This is a genomic window from Bradyrhizobium sp. WYCCWR15520 (assembly GCF_056174665.1).
Genome location: NZ_JBWBWM010000015.1, coordinates 51,042 through 75,965, shown reverse-complemented (window position 1 = coordinate 75,965; position 24,924 = coordinate 51,042). Strand labels below are relative to the sequence as shown.

Annotated in this window: 23 protein-coding genes and 1 pseudogene; 10 read left to right on the top strand and 14 right to left on the bottom strand. The window is 63.7% G+C overall.

Features of this window, described 5'->3' with window-relative positions:
* Positions 1 to 61 precede the first annotated feature (61 nt).
* Positions 62 to 1,030 (bottom strand): tetratricopeptide repeat protein, encoded by a 969-nt coding sequence (locus AC0QUY_RS18680; RefSeq protein ID WP_475387874.1) that lies wholly within the window; start codon positions 1,028 to 1,030, stop codon positions 62 to 64.
* Positions 1,031 to 1,424: 394 nt separating this feature from the next.
* Here AC0QUY_RS18680 and gcl point away from each other — a divergent pair, with 394 nt between their 5' ends.
* From gcl to AC0QUY_RS18660, 4 genes are all read left to right on the top strand, one after another.
* Complete coding sequence (gene gcl / locus AC0QUY_RS18675; protein ID WP_475387873.1) at positions 1,425 to 3,224, top strand: glyoxylate carboligase; 1,800 nt, start codon at positions 1,425 to 1,427, stop codon at positions 3,222 to 3,224.
* Between the two features lie 14 nt (positions 3,225 to 3,238).
* The gene (gene hyi, locus AC0QUY_RS18670; RefSeq protein WP_475387872.1) at positions 3,239 to 4,024 is read left to right on the top strand and encodes a hydroxypyruvate isomerase; all 786 of its coding nucleotides are present in this window, start codon (positions 3,239 to 3,241) and stop codon (positions 4,022 to 4,024) included.
* A 26-nt stretch (positions 4,025 to 4,050) separates the two neighbouring features.
* Positions 4,051 to 4,938: a 2-hydroxy-3-oxopropionate reductase gene (locus AC0QUY_RS18665; RefSeq protein ID WP_475387871.1), complete on the top strand. Its 888-nt coding sequence runs from the start codon at positions 4,051 to 4,053 to the stop codon at positions 4,936 to 4,938.
* A gap of 130 nt (positions 4,939 to 5,068) precedes the next feature.
* Positions 5,069 to 5,452 carry a DUF1236 domain-containing protein gene (locus AC0QUY_RS18660; protein WP_161856515.1) on the top strand — a complete coding sequence of 128 codons (384 nt, stop codon included), beginning with the start codon at positions 5,069 to 5,071 and terminating at the stop codon, positions 5,450 to 5,452.
* A 62-nt stretch (positions 5,453 to 5,514) separates the two neighbouring features.
* Here AC0QUY_RS18660 and AC0QUY_RS18655 read toward each other — a convergent pair whose 3' ends face one another.
* From AC0QUY_RS18655 to AC0QUY_RS18645, 3 genes are all read right to left on the bottom strand, one after another.
* Positions 5,515 to 5,868 carry a VanZ family protein gene (locus AC0QUY_RS18655; protein ID WP_161853158.1) on the bottom strand — a complete coding sequence of 118 codons (354 nt, stop codon included), beginning with the start codon at positions 5,866 to 5,868 and terminating at the stop codon, positions 5,515 to 5,517.
* Between the two features lie 73 nt (positions 5,869 to 5,941).
* A complete protein-coding gene (locus AC0QUY_RS18650) occupies positions 5,942 to 6,556 on the bottom strand; it encodes a thiamine pyrophosphate-dependent enzyme (protein WP_475387870.1) in 615 nt (204 codons plus the stop codon).
* 8 nt (positions 6,557 to 6,564) lie between these two features.
* Positions 6,565 to 7,119, bottom strand: coding sequence for a thiamine pyrophosphate-binding protein (locus tag AC0QUY_RS18645; protein ID WP_475387869.1), 555 nt, complete (start codon positions 7,117 to 7,119; stop codon positions 6,565 to 6,567).
* Positions 7,120 to 7,438: 319 nt separating this feature from the next.
* On the opposite strand from AC0QUY_RS18645, the gene AC0QUY_RS18640 reads away from it, so the two are divergent.
* The 3 genes from AC0QUY_RS18640 to AC0QUY_RS18630 are packed head-to-tail and all read left to right on the top strand — an operon-like array spanning position 7,439 to position 10,222.
* Positions 7,439 to 8,488 (top strand): hydroxyacid dehydrogenase, encoded by a 1,050-nt coding sequence (locus AC0QUY_RS18640; RefSeq protein WP_475387868.1) that lies wholly within the window; start codon positions 7,439 to 7,441, stop codon positions 8,486 to 8,488.
* Positions 8,489 to 8,506: 18 nt separating this feature from the next.
* A complete protein-coding gene (locus AC0QUY_RS18635) occupies positions 8,507 to 9,379 on the top strand; it encodes an alpha/beta fold hydrolase (protein ID WP_475387867.1) in 873 nt (290 codons plus the stop codon).
* A 6-nt stretch (positions 9,380 to 9,385) separates the two neighbouring features.
* Entirely contained in the window at positions 9,386 to 10,222 is an 837-nt protein-coding gene (locus AC0QUY_RS18630; protein WP_475387866.1) for an SDR family NAD(P)-dependent oxidoreductase, read from the top strand.
* A 299-nt stretch (positions 10,223 to 10,521) separates the two neighbouring features.
* Here AC0QUY_RS18630 and AC0QUY_RS18625 read toward each other — a convergent pair whose 3' ends face one another.
* From AC0QUY_RS18625 to AC0QUY_RS18590, 8 genes are all read right to left on the bottom strand, one after another.
* Positions 10,522 to 11,817 carry an aspartate aminotransferase family protein gene (locus AC0QUY_RS18625; protein ID WP_475387865.1) on the bottom strand — a complete coding sequence of 432 codons (1,296 nt, stop codon included), beginning with the start codon at positions 11,815 to 11,817 and terminating at the stop codon, positions 10,522 to 10,524.
* Positions 11,818 to 11,821: 4 nt separating this feature from the next.
* The gene (locus AC0QUY_RS18620; protein ID WP_475387864.1) at positions 11,822 to 12,907 is read right to left on the bottom strand and encodes a phosphotransferase; all 1,086 of its coding nucleotides are present in this window, start codon (positions 12,905 to 12,907) and stop codon (positions 11,822 to 11,824) included.
* Between the two features lie 5 nt (positions 12,908 to 12,912).
* On the bottom strand, positions 12,913 to 13,848 hold the full coding sequence (locus AC0QUY_RS18615; protein ID WP_475387863.1) for a 2-hydroxyacid dehydrogenase: 936 nt from the start codon (positions 13,846 to 13,848) through the stop codon (positions 12,913 to 12,915).
* A gap of 17 nt (positions 13,849 to 13,865) precedes the next feature.
* Positions 13,866 to 15,473: an ABC transporter ATP-binding protein gene (locus AC0QUY_RS18610; protein WP_475387862.1), complete on the bottom strand. Its 1,608-nt coding sequence runs from the start codon at positions 15,471 to 15,473 to the stop codon at positions 13,866 to 13,868.
* A 2-nt stretch (positions 15,474 to 15,475) separates the two neighbouring features.
* Complete coding sequence (locus tag AC0QUY_RS18605; RefSeq protein WP_161853168.1) at positions 15,476 to 16,315, bottom strand: ABC transporter permease; 840 nt, start codon at positions 16,313 to 16,315, stop codon at positions 15,476 to 15,478.
* Entirely contained in the window at positions 16,312 to 17,283 is a 972-nt protein-coding gene (locus AC0QUY_RS18600; RefSeq protein ID WP_475387861.1) for an ABC transporter permease, read from the bottom strand. The genes AC0QUY_RS18605 and AC0QUY_RS18600 overlap by 4 nt, the downstream gene beginning before the upstream one ends.
* Positions 17,284 to 17,355: 72 nt before the next feature.
* Positions 17,356 to 18,873 (bottom strand): ABC transporter substrate-binding protein, encoded by a 1,518-nt coding sequence (locus tag AC0QUY_RS18595; protein WP_475387968.1) that lies wholly within the window; start codon positions 18,871 to 18,873, stop codon positions 17,356 to 17,358.
* 93 nt (positions 18,874 to 18,966) lie between these two features.
* Complete coding sequence (locus AC0QUY_RS18590) at positions 18,967 to 19,758, bottom strand: class II aldolase/adducin family protein (protein ID WP_475387860.1); 792 nt, start codon at positions 19,756 to 19,758, stop codon at positions 18,967 to 18,969.
* 127 nt (positions 19,759 to 19,885) lie between these two features.
* Between AC0QUY_RS18590 and AC0QUY_RS18585 the strand changes: the two genes are divergently transcribed.
* The 3 genes from AC0QUY_RS18585 (at position 19,886) to AC0QUY_RS18575 (ending at position 22,006) form a co-directional block, all read left to right on the top strand.
* Positions 19,886 to 20,626 carry a GntR family transcriptional regulator gene (locus tag AC0QUY_RS18585; protein WP_475387859.1) on the top strand — a complete coding sequence of 247 codons (741 nt, stop codon included), beginning with the start codon at positions 19,886 to 19,888 and terminating at the stop codon, positions 20,624 to 20,626.
* Positions 20,623 to 21,648 carry a histone deacetylase family protein gene (locus tag AC0QUY_RS18580; protein WP_475387858.1) on the top strand — a complete coding sequence of 342 codons (1,026 nt, stop codon included), beginning with the start codon at positions 20,623 to 20,625 and terminating at the stop codon, positions 21,646 to 21,648. The genes AC0QUY_RS18585 and AC0QUY_RS18580 overlap by 4 nt, the downstream gene beginning before the upstream one ends.
* A gap of 124 nt (positions 21,649 to 21,772) precedes the next feature.
* Complete coding sequence (locus AC0QUY_RS18575) at positions 21,773 to 22,006, top strand: hypothetical protein (protein WP_475387857.1); 234 nt, start codon at positions 21,773 to 21,775, stop codon at positions 22,004 to 22,006.
* 19 nt (positions 22,007 to 22,025) lie between these two features.
* Here AC0QUY_RS18575 and AC0QUY_RS18570 read toward each other — a convergent pair.
* Positions 22,026 to 22,943 (bottom strand): annotated as a pseudogene (locus AC0QUY_RS18570) (Mrp/NBP35 family ATP-binding protein); the annotation flags it as partial.
* A complete protein-coding gene (locus AC0QUY_RS18565; protein WP_475387856.1) occupies positions 22,885 to 24,876 on the bottom strand; it encodes a 4Fe-4S binding protein in 1,992 nt (663 codons plus the stop codon). The pseudogene AC0QUY_RS18570 and the gene AC0QUY_RS18565, both read right to left, overlap by 59 nt.
* Positions 24,877 to 24,924: the final 48 nt, after the last annotated feature.

Here is a 24,924-nt window from a genome sequence, read left to right as displayed (position 1 = left end):
AGGGCCAGCGCCGCGGAGATGTCGGCCTCAATGCCCGCGACATCGCCCTTTTGCCGTTTGGCTATTGCGCTCCGTACAGCGAGGCTGCCTTTTTTACGTCGATCCGGAGCGCGGCGTCATAGTCGTCTATGGACCTATCAAGCGCGCCCTTCTTGAAGTAGGCAGTGCCGCGGATGTGGAGGATGTTGGCATCGTCGGCCCGTATCCGCAGCGCTTCATCGCAATCGGCCAGCGCGGCGTCGAACATGCCGAGGATCGCTCGAAACAGGCAGCGATTACTCAAGGCATAGAGATTACGGGGCTCGAGCTTCAACGCGTGGCCGAGGTCTTCCACGGCACGACTATAGTCTTGCTTACCTCCATAGGCGCCGGCTCGACGCACGAATGTCCTGGCATTTCCGGGATTAGGGTCGAGTTTAATCGCGTGGTCATAGTCGGCGTCGGCGCGACCAGGGTCACCCTTCAGCCTGAAGATCTGCGCTCTCGTCAGATAACCAGTGGGGCAGTCGGGATCGAGCCTGATCGACTGATCCAGATCTTCGATAGCCCGGTCATATACGCGCTTGTTCGCGTAGATCGTACCGCGGACCATGTAGGCGCGAGCGTTACCGGGAAACAGCCTGACGGCTTCGCCGAAATCCTCGATCGCATGTTCATGGTCGGCTATTTTAAGATAGGCCTCTGCGCGAGCGAGAAAGGCGAGTGAAGAGCTGGAATCGAGGGCTATCGCACGATCATAGTCTTCGATGGCTTTGTCGAACTGCCGGTTTCCGGCAGAGGCCGACCCTCGGTTCAGGCGGAAGTGAGGGTTGTCCGGATCGAGTTCGATAGCCTGATTCAACCGTTTGATCGCCTTTTCAAAGCCGCCGGCGAACATCACTGGAGCCGCGCTAGCGGCCAGGCGGCCTGCCTCTCTGTTCTTGGGCGGCCCATCCGGAATCTTGCCCGCGGCCGAGGCTGGGCCATTGCCGCGGCAGGCCGAGACGATCCGTTGTGGCTGCTGAACTTCCGCCTGAGCCGGGTCAGCCATGCCACCAAGGATGACCAAGCATGCCGGCAGGGTGAAGGCCAGTTGCCTGAATGGGCCCGTTTGAAGGGCAAGTCGGTGATGCGAACGCCATAACTTTTTGTCCGCGTATGAACGGACCACCTCACGACTTCCCAACCAAGACATTCGCAATTTCTTCCGCCGACCTCTGATACAACGTTAGCATGTATCGTTGCCAGCAAACTAGTTAGCTTGTCTGTCCAGCGATATCTCTGAGACACGGCCTTTCCATCCCATCATGGCGGCAAGCAATTGATTTGTTGTGACTTTCGCAACTCACTTCCACTCCGCGGGAAATAAAATCGTCCGCGTTGAGATTGCATCCCGTCACCACGAAGATCGCAGCCAGAGCCAACACTGGTGAGCGAGGCGCGACATGGCGAAGATGCGGGCGATCGATGCGGCCGTGCGGATCCTGGAGAAGGAGGGGGTGACGATCGCCTTCGGCGTGCCGGGGGCTGCGATCAATCCGCTTTACTCTGCGCTGAAGAAGCGCGGCTCGATCGGGCACATTCTGGCGCGGCATGTCGAGGGTGCCTCCCACATGGCCGAGGGCTATACCCGCGCCAAATCAGGCAATATCGGGGTCTGCATCGGCACCTCGGGGCCGGCCGGCACCGACATGATCACCGGGCTCTATTCGGCGATCGCGGATTCGATCCCGATCCTCTGCATCACCGGGCAGGCGCCGCGGGCGCGGCTCTACAAGGAAGACTTTCAGGCCATCGATATCGAATCCATCGCAAAACCCGTGACGAAATGGGCGGTCACGGTGCGCGAGCCGGCGCTGGTGCCGCGCGTGTTCAGCCAGGCGTTTCACATCATGCGTTCGGGCCGTCCGGGTCCGGTCCTGATCGACCTGCCGCTCGACGTGCAGCTTGCGGAAATCGAGTTCGACGACGAGACCTATGAGCCGTTGCCGGTCTACAAGCCCGCGGCGACGCGCAGGCAGATCGAGAAGGCGCTTGAGATGCTCAACGCGGCGGAGCGGCCGCTGATCGTGGCGGGCGGTGGCGTCATCAATGCCGATGCGTCCGACCTGCTGGTGGCATTTGCCGAGGCCGTCAACGTTCCGGTGGTGCCGACGCTGATGGGGTGGGGCGCCATTCCCGACGACCACGTGCTGATGGCCGGCATGGTCGGACTGCAGACCAGCCACCGCTACGGCAACGCGACCATGCTGCAATCCGACTTCGTGCTGGGGATCGGCAACCGCTGGGCCAACCGCCACACCGGTTCGGTCGAGACCTACACCAAGGGTCGTAAGTTCGTGCACGTCGACATTGAGCCGACGCAGATCGGGCGCGTGTTCAATCCCGATTTCGGCATCGTGTCCGACGCCAAAGCGGCGCTGGAATTGTTCGTCACTGTTGCCAAGGAGTGGCGCAAGGCGGGCAAGCTCAGGGAGCGGCAGGCGTGGCCGGCGGCGTGCCAGGACCGCAAGCACACGATGCTGCGCAAGAGCCATTTCGACGACATGCCGATCAAGCCGCAGCGCGTCTATGAGGAGATGAGCAAGGCATTCGGCCGCGACACCTGCTATGTCAGCGTGATCGGGCTGTCGCAGATCGCCGGCGCGCAGTTTCTGGGCGTCTACGGTCCGCGCAACTGGATCAATGCCGGGCAGGCCGGTCCGCTCGGCTGGACACTTCCCGCAGCGCTCGGCGTGCGCGTCGCGGATCCGACTCGCAACATCGTCGCGCTGTCGGGCGACTATGATTTCCAGTTCCTGATCGAGGAGCTTGCGGTAGGTGCCCAGTTCAAGCTGCCCTACATCCACGTCGTCGTGAACAACTCCTATCTCGGGCTGATCCGCCAGGCGCAGCGCGGTTTTGACATGGACTACCATGTCCAGCTCTCCTTCGAGAACATCAACGCGCCGGAGATCGGCGTCTATGGCGTCGACCATATCGCGGTGGCCGAGGGACTAGGCTGCAAGGCGATCCGCGTCACCGATCCGAACCATGCGCAGGCGGCGTTCGCGACCGCGCGGGAATGGATGACGGAATTCAAGGTGCCTGTCGTCGTCGAGTTCATTCTCGAGCGGGTCACCAACATCTCGATGGGTACCGAGATCGACAACATCATCGAGTTCGAGGAGGTGCTCGACCTGCCGCTGGACGACACGCCGGCCAAATCGAGCGCGCCGCAATCTGCCAAGCTGCTGCCGGCGTAAGAGGAGAGTAGATCGTGCCGAAATTTGCCGCCAATCTCACCATGCTGTTCGGCGAACAGCCGTTCCTCGATCGCTTCGCCGCCGCCAAGGCCGCGGGATTCAACGGGGTCGAATATCTGTTCCCCTATGATTTCGACAAGGCCGATCTGCGCGAGCAGTTGCACCAGCACGGGCTGACGCAGGTGCTGCATAACCTTCCCGCCGGCAATTGGGGCGCCGGCGAGCGCGGCATCGCGATCCTGCCCGACCGCGTCGACGAGTTTCGCGACGGCGTCGCGCGCGCCATCGACTACGCCAAGGCGCTCGATTGCCGCCAGCTCAACTGTCTCGTCGGCATCGCCCCCGACGGCGCTGATACAACAGATCTCAACGAGACATTGATCGGCAATCTGCGCTTCGCGGCGGATGCGCTGGCCAGGGAGCAGATCAGGCTGCTGATCGAGCCGATCAACACGATCGATATCCCAGGCTTTTTCCTGAACAGGACGGCGCAGGCGCTTCAGCTTATCGCCGACGTACGTTCGACCAATCTGTTCGTGCAGTACGACATCTACCACATGCAGGTGATGGAGGGCGACCTTGCGCGAAGCCTGCAAAAACATCTGACGCGCATCGCCCATGTCCAGCTTGCCGACAATCCCGGCCGCAACGAGCCGGGGACCGGTGAGATCAACTATCCCTTCCTGTTCCGCCATCTCGACGCTATTGGTTATCGCGGCTGGATCGGCTGCGAATACAAACCGAGGACGACGACGGTCGAAGGTCTCGGTTGGCACGCCGCGTTGACGGCCGACACCTGAACAAGAAACGATAAAGGGGAGTTGAAATGACCAATATCGGCTTTATCGGCCTTGGCACCATGGGGCGCCCGATGGCGGGCCATCTCCAGGCTGCCGGCCACCGCCTGTTCCTGCACGATGTCGTGCCTGTCGCATCGGAGCTGGTTGCCGCCGGTGGCATCGTCTGCAAATCCGGCAAGGACGTCGCTGAGCAGGCCGAAATCATCATCATCATGGTGCCGGATACGCCACATGTCGAAGCCGTGCTGTTTGGGCCTGATGGCGTTGCGAAGGGACCCTTGAAGGGGAAGATCGTCGTCGACATGAGTTCGATCTCGCCGCTCGCCACCAAGGAGTTTGCCAAGAAGGTGGAGGCGCTCGGCGCCGACTATCTCGATGCGCCGGTGTCCGGCGGTGAAGTCGGCGCCAAGGCGGCGAGCCTGACCATCATGGTCGGCGGGCCGGAGCGGGCGTTCAACGCGGTGAAGCCGATATTCGACAAGATGGGCAAGAACGTCACCCTCGTCGGCGCCAATGGCGACGGGCAGACGACAAAAGTCGCCAACCAGATCATCGTCGCGCTGACGATCGAGGCGGTCGGCGAGGCGCTGCTGTTTGCGTCGAAAGCCGGCGCGGATCCGGCGCTGGTACGACAGGCGCTGATGGGCGGCTTTGCCTCGTCGCGCATTCTCGAAGTGCATGGCGAGCGTATGGTGAAGCGCAACTTCGAACCGGGCTTCCGTATCGAGCTGCATCAGAAGGATCTTAATCTGGCGCTGGAGGGCGCGCGTGCGCTCGGCATTTCGCTGCCGAGCACGGCGGTCGCGCAGCAATTGTTCTCTTCCTGCACCGCGCACGGCGGCAAGGCCTGGGACCATTCGGGAATGGTGCGCGCGCTCGAAATGATGGCAAGCCACGAGGTCGCCAAAGCCTGATTTCTTGTAACTCCCTGTGACTTGGAACCGCGTCGAGATTTCGGCGCGGCCCTTTTTGCTGCCGCATTGGAACCGGAACTTCCGACGCCGCCAGTGGTTGAAACACATCATCGATTTACTGGAGGATGAAATGAATAATCGTTTGGCTGTTTCCGTGCTTGCCGCCTCGCTAATGATGTCGGGCGCGGCGTTTGCTCAGTCGACCACCGCCCAGGGCGCGGCGGAAGGCGCCGCGAGGGGTGGTGAAGCCGCAGGTCCAGTCGGCGCCATCGTCGGCGGTACCGTCGGTGCTGCGGTCGGCGCGGCCGTGGAAATTCCGAACGCGGTGATCAATTCGGTTCCGCGCGATCGTTCTGTCGTGGTGCGCGAACGCGTAGTGGTGGGTGAACCGCTGCCGCCGACCGTCGAACTGCGCACCGTGCCGCAGCACACCGAATACCGTTATGCGGTGGTCAACGATCGCCGCGTGATCGTGGAGCCGCGTACGCGCAGGGTGGTGCGGATCCTCGACTGACGCACTCAAGCAACTGGCTGACAATTCCTCGCGGGCGACGCCTGCGAGGAATTTTTTGTGGGTTACGGCAGCGATCGCTGCGTTCGCCTGAGCTTCCAGTCGAGCGCCGCGGCAATTACAAGGCCGAGCGATGCAGCCAACGCGTCGACCACGAAATCTGACATCCGCGCGTGCCGGCCGGGCGCCAAGAACTGCAGGACTTCGATCACGCCGGTGAAGGCGATGACGAAGGCCGCTGTAAGCGAACGGTTGCGCGTGTGGGCTAGCCCGAAAGCGAGCCCCAGTAGCACAAAGGCCAGCGCGTGCTCGCCGTTCTGCCCCAGCCTCAAGTGGGGCCGTTGGCTCGCCGGCCCAAGGGTTGCGAATGCGATGGCGGTGGCGAGGCCCCAGGCGACAAAGCGAAATATGATCGTCATGGGGACGGCATAGCACACATTCCGCGCGGTTAGTCCATGCGCCCAAACGAGGCAATGCCCTGTGGTTAATCCCTCAGAGCGGTTCCCGTACGCCCATACCGTGCATGAAGCGCTCCCGGATCTGCACGGGGTCGCGCCGCGTGGTGCCGACACCCGGCTTGTCGTCGATGCGCACGCCGATCAGCGTCGGACCTGCGGCCGATAAGGATCCATCGATCAGGCGCTCGAAATCGTCCTCGTCCGCCGCCCAGCTGCTGTTGGTGAGCCCGCTCGCGACCGCGATGGCGACGATGTCGGCGACGGCCGCCCCCGGCGTCGGCTGCGCGCCGGTGATCTGGTAGATGCCGTTGTCCATCACCACCATGGTGAGGTTTTTTGGGGCAAGCGTCGCGATCGTCGACAGCGATCCCAATTGCATCAGCAGCGAGCCGTCGCCTTCGAGCGCGAACACGTGGCGATCCGGTTGCGCCAGCGCGACGCCGAGCGCGATCGGGAAGGCGAGGCCCATGCTGCCGAGCATGTAGAAGTTCTGCGGCCGGTGGCCGGCGGCCCAAAGATCGAAATTGGTGTTGCCGATGCCGCCGATCACGGCTTCCTCGTTTTTCAATTTCGCGATCAGCCGCGAGGTGAGATCGAAGCGGTTCATGATCTTGGTGTTGCGGGCAGGGGTGTCGTTGGCACTGTTCATGAGATCGCTCACTTGTCGAAGACTTTGCCGCCGGTCAAAAGCGGCGAGAGGATCAGTGCCACCGGCGCCTGCGTGGTGATGGCCTGCTTGATGGAGCGGTCGGCGATGAATTCGAGTTCATCCAGTCGGGTGATGGTGTGGTGCTCCATCGCGAGCGAATCCAGCACGGGGCGCATCGTGCGGCACACGAGAGACTGGCCGTAATTGAATTCGCCAAGCGTGCCGCGTTCGGACACGAACATGATCAGCGGGATCTGATAGGGGATCGCCAGCGAGGCCAGCACGTTCGCGAGCGTGGCAAACCCTGATGTCTGCATCAGGACCGCGCTCCGCATGCCGCCCATCCAGGCGCCGGAGACGATGCCGACCGCTTCCTCCTCGCGCGCGGTGGCGAAGGTCGTAAAAAACGGGTCGGCGTGCAGGTTCTTGATCAGCGGCGTCAGGACGCGGTCGGGCACGTAGGGGATGAGGCGGACATCGTTGCGTTTGAGCGTCTGCAGCACGATGCCGTGCCAGCTCCTCTCGGAGGTTTCGGGCGAGGTTTTTTCCTCCGCAACCGCCATTTTTGGTCTCCTTACCCGCGACATCTTTCGTTCGCGCTCATTCCTGGAGCGGCAAAACTTGACGCCGTCGGCGGGATTGTCAACATGTCCTGATCGTATCCGGCTCTGCGCCTCGCGCCGCTGCCAGCATGCGACCATGTGAGATAATCAAGAAAGAAATCGGGAGGGGTGCCATGGCTGGATGTGTCCGGACTGCTGCCAAATGCGTCGGCGGCTGCCGTCCGCCCATACGTCCGCCGAGATCTGCACCCTGATCTGCTCGCGAGTGGCCACCCCCGTCGAAAGCTCCACGTTTCCGAACTGAAAGTTGCCAAGGAAAATGACCGTCAACAACAAGCGCGTGTTCTATGTCAAATATCTCGCCCACGAGATCTATGTCGATATCCTCAAAGGCCGCGCCGACGTGCGGCTCGATCGGCTGGAGAATGACAGCCCCGATACGGTCGCGGCGCCGATACTGTCGGCGGCGCATGCCTATCAGGTCGGCGCAGCTCGTGACGAAATCGCAAGGCACTTTCACGTCGACCAGGATCTGTTGCGGCGGGCGCCGAACCTGCTGATCGTATCCTCGAACGGCGCGGGCTTCGATCCCGTCGATGTCGACGCGTGCACGGCGGCGGGCGTGCTCGTCGTCAATCAAACCGGCGGCAATGCCAATTCGGTCGCCGAACATGCGCTCGGCATGATGCTGACACTCTCCAAGCGCATCCTCGAATCCGACCGCGCGCTGCGGCGCCAGGCCAACGTCAATCGCAATTCGCTGATCGGCAATGAGGTGCAGGGCAAGACCGTCGGCATCGTCGGCATCGGCAATGTCGGCCGCCGCATCGCCGAGCTCTGCAAGGGTCTCTTGCATATGAAGGTGATCGCCTACGATCCCTATCTCACCGCGGAAGAAATCGCTGCCCGCGGCGGCGAGAAGGTCGAGCTGCACGATCTGATGCGGCGTTCGGATTTCGTTTCGATCTCCTGTCCACTCACCAAGGACAATCGCCGCATGATCGGCGCTCGTGAATTCGCGCTGATGCAGCCGCACGCATTCTTCGTCACCACGGCGCGCGGATTCATTCACGACGAAGAGGCGCTATACGAAGTGCTGCGCGACAAGCGCATTGCCGGCGCCGGCCTCGATGTCTGGGACAAGGAGCCGCCGCCGCCGGAGCATCCGCTGCTGCAGTTCGACAATGTGCTGGCGAGCCCGCACACGGCGGGCGTGACCAGGGAAGCGCGTATCAACATGGGCAAGATCGCTGCCGAGCAGATTCTCGATGCGCTCGACGGCAAGCGGCCGCCGCGCATCGTCAATCCCGAGGTGTGGCCCGATTACGCCAAGCGCTTCGAGCGGACGTTCGGATTTGCGCCGAAATAGGCCTGCGCGAGAGATACGATGGCCGAACCGGCAGATCGCTTTTATGAGTCGCAGGGGCTGCAACTGCACTATGTCGACTGGGGCAACGAGGCCGCGCCGCCATTGATCCTGGTCCATGGTGGCCTCGACCACTGCCGCAACTGGGATGCGATCGCGCGAGAATTGCAGCCGCATTTCCACATCATGGCGCCGGACCTGCGCGGGCACGGCGATTCCCAATGGGCGAAGGGAAGCAGCTACAGCCTGACCGACAATGTCTATGATCTCACCCGGCTGATGCGCTTTGCGGGGCTGCAGGACGCGGCGATCGTCGGCCATTCGATGGGCGGCATGGTCGCACTGGCCTATGCCGGGACTTATCCGGAAACAGTATCGCGTCTCGGCATACTGGACGGCGCGTTCCTCTCGGGCTCGCAGCCTTCGCCGATCCACGAGCAGATGGCACGATGGATCGGTCAGCTCGACCGCATCGCGGAGCATCAAGAGAGTACGTTCCGCAACATCGAGGAAGCCGCGCAGCGGCTTTCAACGCGCAACAAGCGGCTGACGCCGGCACTGGCGCTTCATCTTGCCAGCCATGGTGTCCGGAAAGGCACTGACGGCCTCTACCGCTGGAAGTTCGACCACTATCAGCGGGCGAGGGCGCCGTATCGGCTGACATCGGATGAATATGTCGCCCTGTGGTCGCGCATCACCTGTCCGACGCTGTTGATGTGGGGTGACGAAAGCTTTCTTCCCGATCCCGAAGGCCTGCTCGCGCATTTCAAGCAGGCCGAACTGGTGAAGATCGCAGGGGCCGGCCACTGGCTTCACCACGACAGGCTGGAAGAAGTTTTGGGTTCGCTGCGCAAACTTCTGGGCGCGCCGCAGGCCGCGCAAAATGTGGGATAAGAGACCATGACAGACAAGATCCGTTATGTGCGCCAGCTCAGCGCGGAATCCGCGGGCGTGGCGCCGGGCCGCGGACGTCTTCAGGGCCGCAAGATTCTGGTCGTCGGCGGCGGACAGCGAACGTTCGACGCCGCCACCGATCCCGTCGGCAACGGCCGGGCGATGTCGCTGCTGTTTGCGCGGGAAGGGGCCCATGTTGCGGTCGCCGACGTGAACCGGGCCAGCGCCGATGATACCGTCCAACGTATCGTTGCCGAACGTGGTCAGGCGTTTTCGATCGAAGCCGACATTTCGCGCGAAGACTCCGTGAACCGGATGATCGACGAAGCACGGGAAGGCCTCGGCGGATTCGACGGCATGGTGCTCAATGTCGGCATCGGCGTTGGCGCGCTCGGCCTCGACGGGGTCGATCTGAAGGAATGGAACGACACGTTTGCGGTCAACCTGACCGGGCCGATGCTCTGCTGCCGCAAGGCGCTCAAGCATCTCGCCGACGGGTCCTCGATCGTGTTCATCTCGTCGATCGCAGCGCTTCGTTCCGGCTCGCAATTGATCGCCTATGACACGTCGAAGGCAGCGCTCGGCGGCTTGATGCGCAATGTCGCCAAGGAAGGCGCAAGGCGCGGCATCCGCGCCAACACCATCTGCCCCGGCCTGGTCGACACGCCGCTCGGCCGCTACACCAGCGCCGGCCGGCCGTCGCGGAGCGCCGCGGGCGTGCCGTTCGGGCGGATGGCGACGGGGTGGGAAATCGCCTACGCGGCGCTGTTTTTCATTTCGGACGAGAGCGTCTACGTTAACGCCCAGACGCTCGCAGTCGACAGCGGCATCACCGGATTATAGGTCCGAATCCGGGGAGAAAATTCGCTCCGCCTGCGGGGCGATCGCGGCAATAATTCCACTGCCAAGGGGCGCTCCGACGAAGCGCGCATTGCTATTTTTCCTGGCATCTCGACTACTTAGCCGCCAGAGACCATTTTCCCTGTGCGCCTTGCCCCCCGGCGCATATGGAAGACGAAGAGATGCGACAGGTCCGTTCATTGCTGAGCAGCGCGTCCTCCCGGATCGGCCGCCGGTTGTCCCAGATCGTGGCCATCGCGGCCGCCAGCCTGCCGTCCGCCGGCGCTTAAAGGCGCGCCTCCTTATTGCTCTGACATCACCTCCAGTTCGTCCAGCGCCTCATCGAGACGCTGGACAAGCAAATCTGCATGCTCCGTGCCGAACACCAGAGGCGGCCGGATCTTGAGAACATTGCCGTGCGGGCCAGCAGAGCTGATCAGCACGTGCCGTTCACGCAATCGGTTCACGATGCGAGCGGCTTCAGTGGTAACGGGTGTCCCCTCGGCTCCGCCTTTCCGCAGTTCGACGCCGACGAAGAGGCCGGTACCCCGCACTTCTGCAATCAATGCGTGGCGCGCCTGCAACTCGGTGAGCCGCTTGACGAGATACGCGCCGGTGTGCCGCGCGTTCGCCATCAATTCTTCCCCCTCGATCACGTCGAGAACCGCAATTCCGGCGGCCGCCGAAACCGGGTTGCCGCCAAAAGTGTTGAAGTAGCGCGACCTTCGGCCGAACTCTGCGAGAAGTTCCGGCCGCGCCGCCATGCCGGCGACGGGATGGCCATTCCCCATCGGCTTGCCCATGGTCACGAGATCGGGGACAAGGCCGTGGCGGGAAAAGCCCCACATCCCTTCGCCGCAGCGGCCGAACCCGGGTTGCACTTCGTCGGCGATGAACAGCGCGCCTGCCGCGCGTGCGGCTTCGACCGCCGGCCGCAGGAAGCCGGGCGGGTCGGCGAATACGCCGTCGCTTGAAAAGATCGTATCGACCAGGAGCGCCGCCGGGCGGATGCCGCTCTGCTTCATATCCTCCAGGGCGGCGCTGACGTGACCGGCAAAGATTTCACCGGCGTTCTCGCCCGAGCCCGGCGCCGGCACAAACCGTACGTGACTTCCTTGCGGAAGCGGCAGCCCGAGCGAAGGAGACAGCTCGGTCAGCGCGCTGGTGGCGCCGTGATAGGCGTTTGCCGTGACGATGAAGCCGGTGCCGCCGGTGCAGGTTCGCGCCACCCGAAGAGCGAGATCGTTGGCCTCGCTCCCAGTGCAGGTGAACATGACGTGGCCGATCTGGTGCGGAAACGTCGCAAGCAACCGTTCCGCGAAGTCGAGCACGGTCTCATGCAAATAGCGCGTATGGGTGTTGAGCACGGCGGCCTGCCGTGCGATCGCCTGCACGACGTGCGGGTGACAATGGCCGACGGAAGCGACGTTGTTATAGGCGTCGAGATAACGATGTCCGGCCGTGTCATATAGCCAGACGCCTTCGCCACGGACGAATTGCACTGGTTGTTCGTAGAACAGCCGGTATGCTGGCCCGAGCAGGCGGTTGCGGCGCGTGATCAGGTCCTTTGTCGAAATGGCCTCGTCGGCGGCGGGCATCTCTCTACTCCACATCGCAGGTGCGTTGGATCAGAGATCTCGCCTGATCCCGCGAGAGTTTCACCATGCGCTGTAGCCGCGCCCAGGCCGCAGCATTGTTGCGCAGAATGTAATTCCGGTTAGCAGGATAACGGGTAGCCCGCCAACTGCTGATGACGACAGTCATGGCCATGCGCGTGGCGATCAGGTCGAACAGCACATCGAATTCGGCAGCATCGAGCGGAAGCACAGTGTGATAGGCCGCGATCATCTCGCAGGCCGGAGCCAGCGGATCGTCGCTATCGGCAACCTGATACGCCGCCGTGATCGCGAGGTCGTTGACCCGCGCCGTGCAGGTGAGGTCGCCGAAGTCGATGATACCGGCAACGCCAGCGCAGGTTCCGGGATCGACGACAACGTTGTGCGGGTTGAGGTCATTGTGGACGGGTTGGCTGGGCAACTGCGCAAGCACTGGCAGGGCGTGGGTCTCAAAACCACCGAGAGCGTCCTCGATCAGGCCGCGCCGCTCAGCCGGAACTGCGTCGACCAGCAGTCGCACTTCGGCAGCGTGCTGCAGGTCCCACAGCAATTTGTGATTGGCGCCGCCATGGCTGAAGTCGGAAAGGCCTCGCGCCAGCCTTGCCGCGCACCGGCCGAGATCGCGCCGTAGCGCCGTCGATCCTGCCACCGCATGCATCGGGGTTCCCGGAAGAAACGACAACAGGCGCACGACCCGGGTCGAGCCGTCGTCGAACGCGATATCCAGTTCGGTCATGCCGTTTCGTGCCGGAAAGATTCGCGGGACCGGCAGGTCGGGATCTGCTGTAGCGAGGTGAAGCAGGGCCTCCGTCTGCAGGTTGGTCACCGCGCGGTTTTCCGCTGGGTTGGCGATCTTCAGGACATATTCGCGGCCGCTCAGTGAGCGCAGCCGAAAATTCTGGTCGCGCTCGCTGTCGAGCCGGTGCACGGCGGCGATCAGGCCGAAGTGTTCGGCCGCCAGTCTTTGCGCCTGCGCTTCCGGGACGGCGGACGCCGCGCGGAGGCCGTCGATCGAATGCGCGGGGGCCGTCGCAGGCGAAGAGTCCGGCGCGACAACATCAGTTTGTACCATCGCGCTCAATAGCCCCGTTCGCGGTCGATGGAGTGCGGCGGGCGCCGGCCGGCGCGTATCGCTTCCGCGGTCGCGCGAAACGTCGCGCCGATCGCTTCCACGCTCACCTCGCAGGCATCGTGCGGCGTGACGAAGATGCGCGGATGCCGCCAGAACGGATGCCGCGGCGCCAGCGGCTCGGTTGCGAAGACGTCGAGCGCAGCGCCAGCCAGCTGCCCATCCTCCAGCGCGGCAAGCAGATCGGCTTCGACCAGATGCTCACCGCGGCCGACCTGGATCAAATAGCCGCCGCGATACATCCGGGCGAACGTCTCGCGATTGAGGATGCCCCGGGTCTCCGGCGTCAGCGGCAAGAGGTTCACGAGAACCTCGGCCTGGCCGAGCATGGCATCGAGGCCCGCAGCACCGTCGAAGCCGCGGATACCCTGCGGCGCGGGCTTTGCAGTCCGGCTCCACGCCATGACCGGAAAGCCGAGTTGCGCGAGATCGGTGGCTACCGTGCGGCCAATCTTGCCAAAGCCCAAAATGCCGACCGGCACGTCCTGCGCCCGGCGCAGGGCAAGACGCTGCCAGCGTTCCTCGCGCTGCTGCGCCTGATAGGCCGCAAATCTTCGTTGATGGCCGATGACGTGCCAGGCCACAAAACCCGACATCATCTGCGCCTGTGCGGGATCGACGACGCGGATCACGTCGACATTGGGGCGCAGGCTGGGACAAGCCAGAATGTTGTCGACGCCGGCGCCGATCGAGCAGACCGCCTGCAGATTGGGGTAGTGATCGAATGCATCGTCCGGCGGGTGCCAAGCCACTGCGAGGCGGATGTCCGTCGCGGGTCCATGGTGTGGATGATTGACGATTTCGATGCGATCGGCGGCACGGAGGAATTGCGCGCCGAGATATCCGCGGAGATCGAGGCTCTTGCTGACGAGAACACAACGCATCGTTCAAGCGGCCCTGTTCATGCCGCCTTGGACGACGACGTTTGTCCGGGCACTGCGGAGAGCAGCTCACGGGTGTAGGCGTGCTCGGGGGCAGCGAACAGCAGGGATGCGGATTTGAGCTCGACGATCGCGCCATGCTGCATCACGGCGATGCGGTCGCAGATCTGCGCGGCCACGCGCAGGTCGTGGGTGATGAACAGCATCGATAGGCCGAGGCGCGCCTTGAGATCTTCCAGCAGGTCCAAAACCTGCGCCTGAACGGATACGTCGAGCGCAGAGACGGCCTCGTCGGCGACCAGGATTTCCGGATCGAGCGCCAGCGCGCGCGCGATGCCGATGCGCTGCCGCTGCCCACCTGAAAATTCATGCGGAAACCGTTCCATCGCGCCCGCATTGAGGCCGACGAGGCTGAGCAACTCACCGGCGCGCTTTCGCGCCGCCGAGGGATCGACGCCATGCGCGATCGGGCCGTCGGTGATGATGCTGCCGACCTTCCGGCGCGGGTTGAGGGAAGCGAACGGATCCTGAAACACCATCTGGATGCGGCGGCGCTGCTCGCGCAGGGTCTTGCCGCCAATCCGGGTGAGATCGACATCGCCGATACGCACGGTACCGGCATCAGGTTCGATCAGGCGCATGACGAGCCGTGCGACGGAAGATTTTCCCGAACCGGATTCTCCGACCAGACCGAGCGTCTCGCCACGAAAGATGTCGAAGCTGACGTCCTTTGCTGCCTGCACGCGGCGCTGGCTGCGGAACCAACCGCCGCCGCTCACATAGGTCTTGCCGAGGCCGACCACTTCCACCGCCTTGCTGCGGTCGAGCAGGGGGGTCCGCTGCGGCGGCTGCAGCGTCGGAACCGCGGCGAGCAGGGCGCGGGTATAGGGATGCTGCGCGCGCAGCAGCACGTCGTCGGCGGTGCCCTGTTCGACCACCTTGCCGTGCTGAAGCACGACCACGCGATCGGCAATCTCGGCGACGACGCCGAAATCGTGGGTGATGAACATGACCGCCATGTTGCGTCGGCGCTGCAGGTCGCGGATCAGTTTTAGGATTTGCGCCTGCGTCGTGACATCGAGCGCCGTGGTCGGTTCGTCCGCCACCAGCACGGCGGGCTCGAGCGCCAGCGCCATCGCGATCATCGCGCGCTGGCGCTGTCCGCCGGACAGTTGATGGGGATAGGCGCGCACCGCGCGTTCGGGATCGGGCAGGCCGACCTCGCGGATCAGGGCGAGGGCCTTCTGCTGCCGCTCCTTCGGCGTCAAGAGATCGTGCGCCTCGAACATCTCGGCGATCTGGTCGCCGATCCGCATCAAGGGATTGAGCGCCGTCATCGGCTCCTGGAACACCATGGCGATGCCGCGGCCGCGCAGCGCAAGCCATTCCGCAGGGCCGAGCGACAAGAGGTTCTTTCCCTCGAACAGAATCTCTCCGGATTCGGCCCCCACCGTATCCGGCAGCAGCCCCATCAGCGCGTGGGCGCACATCGACTTGCCGGACCCGGATTCGCCGACCACGCAGAGGATTTTTCCGGATGATAGTTCGAACGAGACCCCGTCCACGGCGTAAGCGCGGTCGCCGCCCGGCGGCAGTGCGAGCTTCAGGTTCTTGACGACGACGGTCATGCTCAGCGTCCCCCTTTGGCGAGGCGAGGGTTGAGCGCGTCGTTGAGGCCTTCGCCGATCAGGTTCAGCGCCAGCACCGAGACCAGAATGGCGATGCCGGGAAAGACGGTGATCCACCAGGCCTGGCGGATGACGGTGCGGCCGGCGCCGACCATGTAGCCCCACGACATCAGGTTCGGGTCGCCGAGGCCGAGGAAGGAGAGCGAGGATTCCAGCAGGATCGCGGTCGCCACCATCAGCGAGGCAAGCACGATGACAGGAGAAAGCGCATTCGGCAGGATCTCGCGCCAGATGATCCACCAATTGGTCTGTCCCGTCACGACCGCCGCCTGGACATATTCGCGCGTGCGCAACGACAGCACCTCGCCGCGCACCAGCCGTGCCACCGGCGGCCAGCTCACGATGGCGATGGCCGCGACGATGGAGACGATGGACGGCTGCATGATGGCGACGAGGACGATCGCGAGCGCAAAACTAGGCACGGTCTGGAAGAACTCGGTGAAGCGCATCAGGGCATCGTCGACCTTGCCGCCGAAATATCCGGCTGTCGCGCCGAGCGGAATGCCGACGGCGAGCGAAGCCAGGGTCGAGATCAGGCCGACCAGCAGCGAGACGCGCGCGCCGTAGATGATGCCGGCCATGACATCGCGGCCGAGCGCGTCGGTGCCGAGTGGAAAGCCTGATAGCGTGAACGGCGGCAGGAATGGCCGCTGCACCATGCGCCAGGGCGAGGTCGGAAACAGGAGGGGACCGAACAGGGCGATGATCACCGCGATGGAAAGGATCGCGATACCGATCATGCCGCCGGGATTGCGCAATAGCACGCGCGAGGCCTGTTTCATGATGCGAACTCGATGCGGGGATCGACGGAGCGATAGACCAGGTCCGTGATCAGGTTGAAGGCCAGCACCATCGCCGAGCACACGACGAAGACGCCGAGCAAGAGATTGTAGTCGCGCTGCAGCAGCGCCTCGTACATCAGCCGGCCGATGCCCGGCCATGCGAACACGGTCTCGGTCAGCACCGCGCCGCCCACCAGCGTTCCGGCCTGCAGGCCGGCGAGGGTGACGACCGGCAAAAGCGCGTTGCGCAGCACGTGTCGGCGCTGGATCACCGCATCCGACAGGCCCTTGGCGCGCGCCGTCTTGACGAAGTCGAGCCGGTTGACTTCGAGCATCGAGGCGCGGGTCATGCGGGCGTAGGTGGCCATGAAGAACAGGCCGATGGTGGTGGCCGGCAGGATCAGATGGGCGGCGACGTCGAGCACATGCGCCAGCCCGGTGTAGCCTGCGCCGACCGTCTCGTAGCCAAAACTCGGCAGCCAATCCATCGTGACTGAAAACAGCAGGATCGCCATCAGCGCGACCCAGAACAGCGGCGTGGCATAGAAGATCAGGGCGGCGATCGTGATCGCGGTGTCGGCCCAGGTGCCGGCAAAGCGGGCTGCCAATGCGCCGAACAGGATGCCGAAGGCGAGCGAGATTGCGAACGCGGTCCCCGTCAGGAGCAGGGTCGCCGGAAGGCGATCGAGGATCAGTTTCGACACCGGCATCTGCTGGCGAAACGAGAATCCGAGATCGAGGCTGAGAATGCCTTTGACATAGAGAAAGAGTTGCACCGGCAGCGGCTGGTCGAGCCCGAACTTCTCGCGCAGTTGAGCGATGAAGAGCTGGTCACCCGCGCCGGCTTCGCCGGCCATCACCACCGCCGGATCACCCGGCGCCATGCGGATCAGGAAGAAGTTGAGCACGACGAGCGCGAGAAGGACGATGACGGCCTTCGCGATCCGCTGGGCGATGAAGGAAATCATGAGCTGTCGATGGCGTTGGAGGTGCGGTGTCCGGGCGTCAGACTTGAGGCCTGACGCCCGATGAGTGGGGAATTACTTCTCGATCCAGGCGTCGCGGAAACCGTCGTTCACGCCGATGCCTGTTGTGACCAGGTTTTTGACACTGCAGCGCGTGATCGTGGGGAATTGCAGTTCGAGCATCCATGCCACCGGCACGTCCTCGACAAGAATCTTCTGCGCCTTGGCGTAGATCTCTTCACGCGCCGCATCGGGGAAGGCCACCGCGCCGTCGGCGAACAGCTTGTCGATCTCGGGATTGGAATAGCCTTCGACGTTGTTGAAGGGCGAACCCTTGGCGATCTGGCTGGACACGTAGTTGCGGCCGACGCCGAGCGCGGGATCGCCGTACTGATAGAGATAGGTGAAGGCGATATCGTAGTCCCATTCTGAGACCTTCTGGTTCCAGCCGGGCACGTCGGTCGCGATCATTTCGACATTGATCCCGACGTCCTGCAGGTTCTGGCGAACCATCTCGGCCCAGCGCTGCCACGTCTCGCCATAGGGCAGGGGCAGCATGCGAACCTTCTCGCCTTTGTAGCCGGCTTCCTTGAGCAGGGCCTTTGCCTTGGCGGGATCGTAATCGTATTTCGGCACCGCGCCCGTGTAGTACTTGATTGCCGAGCCGGACGGGCCGGTGGCGACCTTGCCGAGGCCGTTCCAGACCACGTCCTTGGCCATGTTGCGATCGATCGCAAACATCAGCGCCTGGCGGAATTTCTTGTTCGCTGTGGGACCCGAGCGGTTGTTGAGCCAGAGCCAGGAATGCGGGCTGAAGAATTCCCAGCCCGCGCCGGTGACGCAGGTGTTCTTCAGCTTGCTCAGGCGCGGCACGTCGAAATTTTCCACCGAGCCGCCCGGCAGCACGTCGACCTTGCCGGTCTCGTAGGCGACCGAGCGCGCGGCGGCGTCCGGAATCACGTGCCAATAGATCTCGTCGATGTTCGGCTTGCCCTTGACGTGGTAGTTCGGATTCTTGACGAGGCGGATGAACGAGCCCTTCTGCCATTCCTTGAACATGAAGGGGCCGGTGCCAATGGGCGTGTTGTTGGCCGGGTTGGACTTGAAATCGGTGCCTTCATAGATGTGCTTCGGGATCATCGGCAGCGAGCCGACTTCGAAGATGCCGATGAACGGGCCGAATGGCTGCTTCAGCGTGAAGACGACGGTCGATTCGTCCGGCGCTTCCACCTTGTCGAGCTGAACCAGATTGCCCCGGGCGCGCGCGTGCGTCTGCTTCAGGAATTCGATCGAGAACAGGACGTCGGCTGACGTGAACGGCTTTCCGTCATGCCAAGTCACGCCCTTCACGAGCTTGAACGTGTAGACCTTGCCATCCTCGCTGACCGACCAGCTTTCGGCGAGGCCGGGCAGGGGATCGAGCTTTGGGCTGTAGCGCAGCAGGCCTTCATAGATGTTGCCGGCCACCATCTGGGTCGGACCGTTCTGCACCAGACCGACCATCAGGCTCGGCGGCTCCGGCTGGATCACGGCGTTGACGACGCCGCCTGCTTTCGGCCCCTCGGCCATTGCGGTCGTACTCAGCACGCACATCGTGGCGAGACTTATCAAAATCCTACGCTTGGACATCGCATACCTCGTTTAAAGAAAAAGGGGCTTCGCGCTCTCACATCGTCAAGCGCGTCGTCAGTTCGCAAAATCGGAATCGGTCCGTTCCAGCATCCGCTTGAAGGCGGCCCATTCGCTGTCGGGCACGCCGTTGAGCTCGATCGCATCGTAGAAAGTCGCGTACTGGCCGGCCGTCTTGTGGGCCACCGCGTCAGAAAGCTCGATGATCTCGGCGCCGGATGACTGGACGGCGAGCTGGGCGCGGCAGGAGCGCTCCAGGTTATGCATCAGCTTGAAGGCTTCGGCGACCGAGCGCCCGCAGGTCAGCATGCCGTGATTGCGCAACACCATCACGAACTTGTCGCCGAGATCGGCGACGAGGCGCGAACGCTCATCCAGATCGAGCGCGATGCCTTCGTAGTCGTGATAGGCGAGGCAGCCGCTGAACTGCAGCGACCATTGATTGAGCGGCAACAGCCCCCGCTTCTGGCAGGCGACGGCGATGCCCGACACCGTGTGCGTGTGCAGGACGCAGATGGCATCATGCCGCGCGGCATGGATGGCACTGTGAATCGTGAAGCCCGCCGGGTTGATGCCGAGCCCCAAGGGATCGTCGATGACGTTTCCGTCGAGGTCGACCGTCACCAGGTTGGACGCCGTCACTTCCTCGAAACGCAGCCCATAGGGATTGATCAGGAAGCGGTCTTGCCGGCCGGGAAGGCGGACGGAGATGTGGGTGTAGATGCTGTCGTCGAGACCAAGCCGGTGAATCAGCCGGTAGGCCGCGGCGAGGTCGATCCGGATTTGGAAGGTCTTGTCGTCCACCGCCGGAGGCCATGCCTTCGCGGTGTTGTGGGCTGCGCTTGTCATTTCCGCCTTCACTGAGTTTCAACATTTTCAGCTTGCGTGCGGCCCAGCACATGGGCAAGATTAAAGTGTCGACAATCGACGATTAAAAAATAGTCACGGACTGGCGCGGGTTTAGCCGATGCGGCCTATGTCTCTTCCAGTTGGATTACCGGCGATCGCGGACAGCGATCTGGTCGGCCAGATCGCGCGCATCCTGATGCAGGCCATTGTTCAGGGGCGCCTGCCGCCGGGCTCGAAGGTGGTCGAAGCGGGGATTGCCCGCGAACTGGGTGTCAGCCGCGCACCGGTTCGCGAGGCGGCGCGACTTCTGGAGAAGCAGGGGCTTTTGGTTGCGAGCCCGCGGCGCGGCTTCTTTGTCCGCAAACTCGAAATCAGGAACATCGACGAGATCTATGATTTGCGTCTGTGCATCGAGCGGCACGCCGGCGTGCTGGCGGCGCGGCGCCTGACGCCGGAGTCGCGCGATATGCTGCGGCGGCAGATCGATGTCCTGCACAGGACCGCCGATCTCGACGATCCGGCGCGGCAGGTGGAAGAGGACTATCGTTTTCACCGGCTGGTCTTTGAAATCGCTGATAACCGCCGCCTGCTGCGGCTGTTCGATGATCTCGCGGCAGAGCTGCGCATGGTGATCGGGCTGATCGGCCGCCTGTATGATGACCCGCACGAGATCGCGCGGACGCATGAGCCGCTGTTGGCAGCGATCGAAGCCGGTCATCCCGAGCGCATCACCGCGCATGTCGACTACCATATCGGTCACGCCTGGCGCGAGGTCGGCAAGCTGGTGCGAGAGCTTGCGCCGCCGGCCGGTAATACCGCGGAACCGCCGAGCGGGATTCTCATTCCAACCAACGGAGTAACCGTGTGAAGGCCGTCTACACCGAACTGCATCGCAGCCACGATCCGCAATTCTTTCTGGTGCGCGGCGTGATCAAGCGCACCACCGAGCAGCCCGAACGCGCCGATCGGTTGCTGGCGGGGCTGAAGGCGGGCAAGCACACTCTGGTCGAGCCGACGGTGTTCGGTCAGGGCCCGCGCGCGCGGGTGCACAGCGCGGAATATCTGCGCTTCATGGAGGAAGCCTGGGACGCCTGGGTCGCGCTCGGCGATTCCGGTGCGGAGATGATCGCCAATATCCACCCCGTCCGCTATGGCGCGACGTATCCAACCCATATCGTCGGCCGCCTCGGCTGGCACGCGGCGGATACGGCGGCTCCGATCGGCAAGGGCACTTACGCCGCCGCCTGCGCCGCCACCGATGTGGCCACGACCGCGGCGCAACTCGTCATGGATGGCGAAGACGCCGTTTACGCGCTGTGCCGGCCGCCGGGCCATCATGCCTATGCCGACATGTCGGGCGGCTTCTGTTTCTTCAACAACAGCGCGGTGGCTGCGGCGCAGCTTCGGCTCACGCATGAGCGCGTCGCAATCCTCGACGTCGACGTGCATCACGGCAACGGCACGCAGGGCATCTTCTACGAACGGCCAGACGTGCTCACGGTGTCGATCCACGCCGACCCCGTCTTCTTCTATCCGTTCGTGTGGGGATACGCGCATGAGCGCGGCGCCGGTCCGGGCCTCGGCGCCAATTTGAACATCCCGTTGCCGAAGGGCACTGGGGATGACGACTACATCAAGGCGATTGGGGAAGCGGAAAAAACCATCCGCGCGTTTGCACCCGGCGCGCTGGTGGTGGCGCTCGGCCTCGATGCTTCTGAACACGATCCGCTCGCCGGCCTTGCGGTGACGACCGCCGGTTTCCGGCGCATTGGCGCGGCGATCGCGCGGCTCGGCCTGCCGACGGTGTTCGTTCAGGAGGGCGGTTATCTCTCCGATATTCTCGGCGCCAATCTCACCGCCGTGCTCGGCGGCTTCGAAGAGGCGCGCTAGCCCGCGCATCGATGCTCGTGCCACGCCTGCTTGCAGGTGTGGCACGATGTCCTGACGTCCAAATCTCGACATTGGCCAGGGGCCGATCTAGGCTCGGGGGACGATGCAGCGAAGAGCGGGCCGAATGCTCGATGCCTTGCGGGCTGTGCTGGCTCCGTTATGGAGCTATTCCCGAGCGCGGACGGCTGCGCGGCGCGATGCGATCGACCACTCGGCTTCGCCGCTTTTGATCTACGTCGCCGCCGCTCTTTTCTTGCTGCTGTCGATTCTCGTGATCGATGTATACCGCGATGAATTGCAAGCGCTCGGCTTTGTCGACGGAGCGGAGCAGGTCAATCCGGTCTTCATGAGCCCGTGAATTGCCGACGCGCGAGCGTCTATTCGATGACGATGCGCGGCGGCGGCCGATGTGCCGCGCCGGTGACAATCGAAGTCCAGATCTCGCGTGCAATGGCGATGTAATGCCTGGCGTGGACGCCGTCGGGCTCTACCGCGACGATCGGGCGGCCCTCGTCTGAGGTCTGGCGGATCTGCATATCCAGCGGGATTTCGCCGAGATAGGGAATGCCGCGGCTTTCGGCTTCCGTCCGCGCGCCGCCGTGACCGAAGATCGGCGTGACGTGGTTGCAGGTCGGGCAGCAGAAGCTCGACATGTTTTCGATCACGCCCAGAATCGGGATGCTCACCTTCTGAAACATCGCGATGCCGCGCCGCGCGTCGATCAGGGCGAGGTCCTGCGGCGTCGAGACGATGACGGCGCCGGCGAGCGGCGCCTGTTGCGCCATAGTGAGCTGCGCATCGCCGGTGCCGGGCGGCAGGTCGACCACGAGAAGGTCGAGATCGTTCCATGCGACTTCGCGCAGCAACTGCGTAATGGCCGAGATCACCATCGGCCCGCGCCAGATCATGGCGTTGTCTTCCTCGACCAGAAAGCCGATCGACATCACCTTGACGCCGAACCGCTCCAATGGCTCCAGCATGCGCGGCCCGAGCTGGCGCGGTTTGCCGCGCAGTCCGAACAGTTTTTGCTGCGACGGACCGTAGATATCGGCGTCGAGAATGCCGGTCTTCAGTCCGAGCGCGGCAAAGCCGAGCGCGAGGTTGCAGGAGGTGGTGGACTTGCCGACGCCGCCCTTGCCGGAGGCAACCGCGATGACGTGCTTGACGCCGGGAATGCCTGCCGCTTTCGACGTCGCGCGGGCCTTCAGATCTGGCGGGGTGGCGGGCACTGGCTGCTCACGATCCAAGCGGATCGTCCTTCTTTGCTTCGCGCGCGCGCAAATAATCTTCGGTCGACATGACAGGCGGGCGCTGCGGCACCGCATGCGGGTCGAAACTTTCGTTCACCACGGCTTCGACGCGGCAATCCGCGCACATCTTGATGACGTCGAGACGTTTCGCATTGGCGCCCTGGAACATCCAGTGCCGCTCGCCGCCGAGTTTGGCCAGCACGCGATCGATCGAGCTCTTGGTGCCAAAGGGCTTGCCGCAGGCGATGCAGTTGAACGGCTCTTCCTCCTTCAGCACGCGCTGCGGCGTATTCCAGGCCTGGAAGTCCAGACGCGGCTCGATGCTGATGACTTTCTCGGGGCAGGTGGATTGGCACAGCCCGCACTGCACGCACAGGCTTTCAGTGAAGCGCAGCATCGCGCGATCGGGATTGTCCGATAGCGCACCGGTCGGGCAGGCGGTGACGCAGGCGTGGCACAGCGTGCAGCCGTCGACATTCAGGTTCACGGTGCCGAACGGCGCGCCGGGCGCCAGCGGCACGACGTCGACCGGCGTGGGAGCTGCGAGGTGAAGCTCGCGAAACGTCGTCTCCAGCACGCCGCGCTTCGCGCCTCGCGGCATGAAGCCGGCCGGCCTTTGCGTGGCGATCCCGCGAGGGGCGCTATCCAGCGCGGCGCGCAGTTGGTCCGGATCGTCGGTCTCGATGATCCGGACCAGGCCGGTGCCGAAGCCGAGCGCCGAGATGATGGTGTCCGATGTTTCGGCCGCACGGCGAAGGGCTGTAATATCGTGGCGCGGCTTGGCGCGCGTCAGCAGCGCGGCGCCGCAGCCGCCATAGGCGAACACGGAAGCAATGATCTCCGGCCCGATCTGCGTCACCTCGTTGACACGCAGCGGCAATACGTTGGCCGGCAAGCCGTCGCCGAACCGCGCCAGCGCATCGATGATGTCCTCGCCGTGCTCGCCGTCGTGAAACAACACTACCGCATCGCTGCCGCCGGCCTTGCGATAGGTCTGCAGCAGCGTCCGCAGCCGCCGCATCAGGGCGTCGGCGCTAGGCAATGCGTAGGACGCAGCACCCGTTGGGCATACGGAAGCGCAGGAGCCGCAACCGGCGCAGACATTGGCGTCAATCGCAACCGCGTTGCCGTTCGGCGTGATCGCGCCGGTCGGACACAAATCGAGGCAGCGCGTGCATCCGGTGATGGACGAACGCGAATGCGCGCAGAGCGACGGTTCGAAATTGACAAAGCGCGGTTTATCGAAAGTGCCGACCATGTTACCGGCATCCGCAATCGCGCGTTCGACGGCGGCCTTGTCGCGCGGATCGGCGCGCAAATAACCGGGGCGCAATTCATGCGCGGGAAACAGCGGCGTGCCGCCCGAAAGATCGAGGATTAGATCGCACGTCGACGTCGCGCCATCGCGCGAAGGCCCGAACACGAGCTTTGCGCGCGAGGACGGGGACGGCAGCGCGTAATCGTCGATAGCAAGCTCGAATTGCCCGAGATGGCCGCGGGCGTTGCGGATCGTGCCCTTGAGCACGGGAAATTCGTTCGTGCGCCGTGGGGTCACGTCGCCGGGTTTGGTCAGAAGCACAGTGATGTCGAGCCGGTCGGCGAGACGTTGCGCTGCCTCGATTGCGATTTCATCCCGGCCATAGATCAGCGCAACGCCGCTGCTCTCCAGCGTTACCAGCTGTAGCGGCGGCATCTCTTCGCCGGCAGCAGCAATCAGCGCGGCAGCTTTCGGGCCGGCGGAAGCGGCATCCTTCGACCAGCCGCCGGTCTCGCGGATGTTGACGAAGGTAAGCTCGGCTTGCGGCGAATTTTCCGCGACTTCCCGAAACAATGGCGCTTCCTGGGTGCAGGCAACCGTGATCGGCGTGCCTGCGGCGAGCGCCTCCTTGAAGCGGTCGAGATCGAGGCCGCAAAGCTGGTTCGCCTGCGTGATCTTGCCCGTGCAGCCACGGCCGATCGCTTCCGCATCGAGCGGCATGGTCTTCTCGCAACTGCAAATCAGGAGACGAGACGTCGCCGCACTCAT

Excerpts from the sequence above, each read along its gene's own strand:
- AC0QUY_RS18605 (WP_161853168.1), bottom strand. The coding sequence starts at position 16,315 with ATGAAACAGGCCTCGCGCGTGCTATTGCGCAATCCCGGCGGCATGATC.
- AC0QUY_RS18635 (WP_475387867.1), top strand. The coding sequence starts at position 8,507 with ATGGCCGAACCGGCAGATCGCTTTTATGAGTCGCAGGGGCTGCAACTG.
- AC0QUY_RS18625 (WP_475387865.1), bottom strand. The coding sequence starts at position 11,817 with ATGCCCGCCGCCGACGAGGCCATTTCGACAAAGGACCTGATCACGCGC.
- AC0QUY_RS18585 (WP_475387859.1), top strand. The coding sequence starts at position 19,886 with ATGTCTCTTCCAGTTGGATTACCGGCGATCGCGGACAGCGATCTGGTC.
- AC0QUY_RS18650 (WP_475387870.1), bottom strand. The coding sequence starts at position 6,556 with ATGAACAGTGCCAACGACACCCCTGCCCGCAACACCAAGATCATGAAC.
- AC0QUY_RS18600 (WP_475387861.1), bottom strand. The coding sequence starts at position 17,283 with ATGATTTCCTTCATCGCCCAGCGGATCGCGAAGGCCGTCATCGTCCTT.
- AC0QUY_RS18615 (WP_475387863.1), bottom strand. The coding sequence starts at position 13,848 with ATGCGTTGTGTTCTCGTCAGCAAGAGCCTCGATCTCCGCGGATATCTC.
- AC0QUY_RS18655 (WP_161853158.1), bottom strand. The coding sequence starts at position 5,868 with ATGACGATCATATTTCGCTTTGTCGCCTGGGGCCTCGCCACCGCCATC.
- AC0QUY_RS18590 (WP_475387860.1), bottom strand. The coding sequence starts at position 19,758 with ATGACAAGCGCAGCCCACAACACCGCGAAGGCATGGCCTCCGGCGGTG.
- AC0QUY_RS18565 (WP_475387856.1), bottom strand. The coding sequence starts at position 24,876 with ATGCCGCTCGATGCGGAAGCGATCGGCCGTGGCTGCACGGGCAAGATC.
- AC0QUY_RS18665 (WP_475387871.1), top strand. The coding sequence starts at position 4,051 with ATGACCAATATCGGCTTTATCGGCCTTGGCACCATGGGGCGCCCGATG.
- AC0QUY_RS18630 (WP_475387866.1), top strand. The coding sequence starts at position 9,386 with ATGACAGACAAGATCCGTTATGTGCGCCAGCTCAGCGCGGAATCCGCG.
- AC0QUY_RS18610 (WP_475387862.1), bottom strand. The coding sequence starts at position 15,473 with ATGACCGTCGTCGTCAAGAACCTGAAGCTCGCACTGCCGCCGGGCGGC.
- AC0QUY_RS18620 (WP_475387864.1), bottom strand. The coding sequence starts at position 12,907 with ATGGTACAAACTGATGTTGTCGCGCCGGACTCTTCGCCTGCGACGGCC.
- AC0QUY_RS18645 (WP_475387869.1), bottom strand. The coding sequence starts at position 7,119 with ATGGCGGTTGCGGAGGAAAAAACCTCGCCCGAAACCTCCGAGAGGAGC.
- AC0QUY_RS18660 (WP_161856515.1), top strand. The coding sequence starts at position 5,069 with ATGAATAATCGTTTGGCTGTTTCCGTGCTTGCCGCCTCGCTAATGATG.
- AC0QUY_RS18575 (WP_475387857.1), top strand. The coding sequence starts at position 21,773 with ATGCTCGATGCCTTGCGGGCTGTGCTGGCTCCGTTATGGAGCTATTCC.
- AC0QUY_RS18680 (WP_475387874.1), bottom strand. The coding sequence starts at position 1,030 with ATGGCTGACCCGGCTCAGGCGGAAGTTCAGCAGCCACAACGGATCGTC.
- AC0QUY_RS18640 (WP_475387868.1), top strand. The coding sequence starts at position 7,439 with ATGACCGTCAACAACAAGCGCGTGTTCTATGTCAAATATCTCGCCCAC.
- gcl (WP_475387873.1), top strand. The coding sequence starts at position 1,425 with ATGGCGAAGATGCGGGCGATCGATGCGGCCGTGCGGATCCTGGAGAAG.
- AC0QUY_RS18595 (WP_475387968.1), bottom strand. The coding sequence starts at position 18,873 with ATGTGCGTGCTGAGTACGACCGCAATGGCCGAGGGGCCGAAAGCAGGC.